This window comes from Streptomyces phytophilus, from assembly GCF_013870535.1.
In the GTDB taxonomy this organism is placed as follows: Bacteria; Actinomycetota; Actinomycetes; order Streptomycetales; family Streptomycetaceae; genus Streptomyces; species Streptomyces phytophilus.
On the sequence record NZ_JACBXC010000654.1, the window covers coordinates 1 to 3,382 of the forward strand.

The 3,382-nt window shown below is 71.7% G+C and carries 3 protein-coding genes; all 3 read right to left on the reverse strand.

All coding sequences use genetic code 11. The features are described from left to right. Positions 1-1,310: proline--tRNA ligase (gene proS, locus H5J30_RS22990; protein ID WP_181789284.1), on the reverse strand; the 1,310-nt coding region annotated here is incomplete at its 3' end. A 77-nt stretch (positions 1,311-1,387) separates the two neighbouring features. Beyond that, positions 1,388-2,929 carry a signal recognition particle protein gene (ffh, locus tag H5J30_RS22995; protein WP_181789285.1) on the reverse strand — a complete coding sequence of 514 codons (1,542 nt, stop codon included), beginning with the start codon at positions 2,927-2,929 and terminating at the stop codon, positions 1,388-1,390. 254 nt (positions 2,930-3,183) lie between these two features. Continuing rightward, on the reverse strand, positions 3,184-3,382 hold a 199-nt coding region (locus H5J30_RS23000; protein ID WP_258563490.1), incomplete at its 5' end, for an ACT domain-containing protein.

Here is a 3,382-nt window from a genome sequence, read left to right on the forward strand (position 1 = left end):
CCCGCGGGGCCGAGGTCCGCCCACGGGATACGGGCCCAGCCGCCGGCCACCGCCGCCTCGGCCGCCTCCGCGACCGTACGCACGTCCGTCGTCCGCTCCTCACGCATTCGACGTGACTCGGCGAGCAACCGTTCCTGATCGTCTTCGAGAATCTTCGGCAGCACGGCCGCCCGGTCGTCGAGCAGGGCATCGAGCGCCACCGGCTCCTTGGTGCCGGGCACGCGCCGGACGAGCGTCGCGGTGCCGGCGGCCAGGTCGCGCGGGCCGATCTCGATCCGTACGGGCACGCCCTTCAGCTCCCAGTCCACGGCCCGCCGCCCGAAGGGGACGTCGACGCGGTCGTCCACGTGGACCCGCACCCCGGCGGCGGCCAGCCTGTCGCCCGCCTCGCGCACCTTGGCGAGCACGGCCTCGTCGCCCTTCACGGCCAGCACCACGGCCTGCACGGAGGCGAGCCGCGGCGGGACGCGCAGCCCGTCGTCGTCGCCGTGCACCATGATCATGCCGCCGACCATGCGGGTCGTGGAGCCCCAGGAGGTCTGCCACACGTGCGCGCGGGTGCCGTCCGCGGTCAGGTACCGCGTGCCGAACACCTTCGCGAAGTTCTGGCCCAGCTCGTGGCTGGTGCCCATCTGGAGCGCTTTGCCATCGCGCATCATCGCTTCGAGCGTGAGGGTGTTGAGGGCGCCGGCGAACCGCTCGGCGGCGGTCTTGCGCCCGGGGAGCACGTCGATCGCCAGCACGTTCACCATGAAGTCGGCGTAGACGTCGCGCTGGATACGGGCCGCGTAGTCCCTGGCCTCCTCGTACGTGGCGTGGGCGGTGTGCCCCTCCTGCCACAGGAACTCCGTCGTCCGCAGGAACACCCGCGGGCGCAGCTCCCAGCGCACCACGTTGGCCCACTGATTGATGAGCAGCGGCAGGTCGCGGTAGCTCTGCACCCACTTGGCGAAGTAGTCGTTGACGATGGTCTCGGAGGTGGGCCGGACGACGACCGGCTCCTCCAGCTCCTTGCCGCCGCCGTGGGTGACGACGGCGAGCTCGGGCGCGAAGCCCTCGACGTGCTCGGCCTCCCTGGCCAGGTAGGACTGCGGGATGAGGAGCGGGAAGTACGCGTTCTGCGCGCCCGCCGCCTTGATCCGGTCGTCCATCTCCCGCTGCGTGCGCTCCCACAGCCCGTACCCGTACGGTCGGATGACCATCGTGCCGCGCACCGGACCGTTCTCGGCCAGCTCGGCCTTGGCGACGAGGTCCTGGTACCAGCGCGGGAAGTCGTCCGCCTGGGGAGTGAGCACGGGTGCCTTTGCCATGGCGGAGATCGTAGGGGCTCACCGCGGGCCGCAGGTACTCGTTTACGAGGACGCCGGCGGCCCGCCGGCCGCTGCCGTCACAGCAGCTTCTTGAACTCCTCCGGCAGCTCGAAGTCCTGCGGCGGCTGCTCCGCGCCGCCGCCGAACGGGCCGCCCGCGGCCCGGCGCTCGGCCGCGGCCTGCTCGTCGGCCTTGCGCTTCATCGGATTGCCGCTGCGCTGGCGCCCCTTGGCCTTCTTCTGCTGCTTGCCCTTGCGCTTCCCGGCGCCCGCGCCCGGCATCCCGGGCATGCCCGGCATCCCCGGCATGCCGCCGCCCTGGGCCATCTTCGACATCATCTTGCGCGCCTCGAAGAACCGCTCCACCAGGTTCTTCACCGCGCTGACCTCGACGCCCGAGCCGCGCGCGATACGGGCCCGGCGGGAGCCGTTGATGACCATCGGGTCGTGCCGCTCGCCCGGCGTCATCGACTTGATGATCGCGGCGGTACGGTCCACGTCCCGCTCGTCGAGGTTGTTGATCTGCTCCTTCATCTGGCCCATGCCGGGCATCATGCCGAGCAGCTTGGAGATGGAGCCCATCTTGCGGACCTGCTCCATCTGCGCCAGGAAGTCGTCGAGCGTGAACTCCTTCGGCCCCTTCGCCAGCTTGGCCGCCATCGCCTCGGCCTCTTGCTGGCTGAACGTCTGCTCGGCCTTCTCGATCAGCGACAGCATGTCGCCCATGCCGAGGATGCGGGACGCCATGCGGTCCGGGTGGAACGCGTCGAAGTCGTCCAGCTTCTCGCCGTTGGAGGCGAACATGATCTGCTTGCCGGTGACCTGCGCGATCGACAGCGCGGCGCCGCCGCGGGCGTCGCCGTCGAGCTTGGAGAGGACGACGCCGTCGAAGCCGACGCCGTCGCGGAACGCCTCGGCCGTACTGACGGCGTCCTGGCCGATCATCGCGTCGACGACGAAGAGGATCTCGTCGGGGCCGACCGCGTCGCGGATGTCGGCGGCCTGCTGCATCATCTCGGCGTCGACGCCGAGGCGGCCGGCGGTGTCGACGATCACCACGTCGTACTGCTTGTCGCGGGCGTGGGCGATCGAGTCCTTGGCGACCCGGACCGGGTCGCCGACGCCGTTGCCCGGCTCGGGGGCGAAGACGGCGACGGCCGCGCGCTCGCCGACGACCTGCAACTGGTTGACGGCGTTGGGGCGCTGGAGGTCGGCGGCGACGAGCATGGGCGTGTGCCCCTGGCCCGCGAGCCACTTGCCGAGCTTGCCGGCCAGGGTCGTCTTGCCCGCGCCCTGGAGGCCCGCGAGCATGATCACGGTCGGCGGGGTCTTGGCGAACCGGAGCCTGCGGGTCTCGCCGCCGAGGATGCCGACGAGCTCCTCGTTGACGATCTTGATGACCTGCTGGGCGGGGTTGAGCGCCTGGGAGACCTCCGCGCCGGCCGCGCGCTCCTTGACCTGCTTGATGAAGGCCCGTACGACGGGCAGCGCGACATCCGCCTCCAGCAGGGCGACGCGGATCTCCCGCGCGGTGGCGTCGATGTCCGCCTCGGACAGCCGGCCTTTCCCGCGGAGGGTCTTGAACGTACTCGCCAGGCGGTCGGAAAGAGTGTCGAACACGTCGCTCGTCGGTCCTCAGGTCGGGGGTGGAGGCAATCGCGCTCTCCAGGGTATCCGGCGCGCGAGGCAAACACCCTCGCCAGGGGCAAGCCCGGGCGAGGGTGGTGGTATCCCCGCGGCGACGGGGAGCATGCTGGATACGCTCTCCGATCGGCCAGCCGCGACCGGACCGCCCCCGCCGCGGGGAACGCATCGGGCGGGAGCGCACCCTGCGGACTGCCCACGCCAGGCAGGTCGTAGAAGTCACGCACGCCTCAGCTCAGCGCCGCCTCCACCGCAAGTGCCAGTTGCTCGGCGTCGCGGTCGGCGAGCGGGCGGCCGGCGGGGTCCGTGACGTAGAAGGCGTCGACGGCGTTGGCGCCGAGGGTGCTGACGTACGCGCCGCGCACCCGCACGCCGGGCGCCTCCAGCGCGCGGCCGATGCGGTGCAGCAGGCCGGGGGCGTCCTGGGCG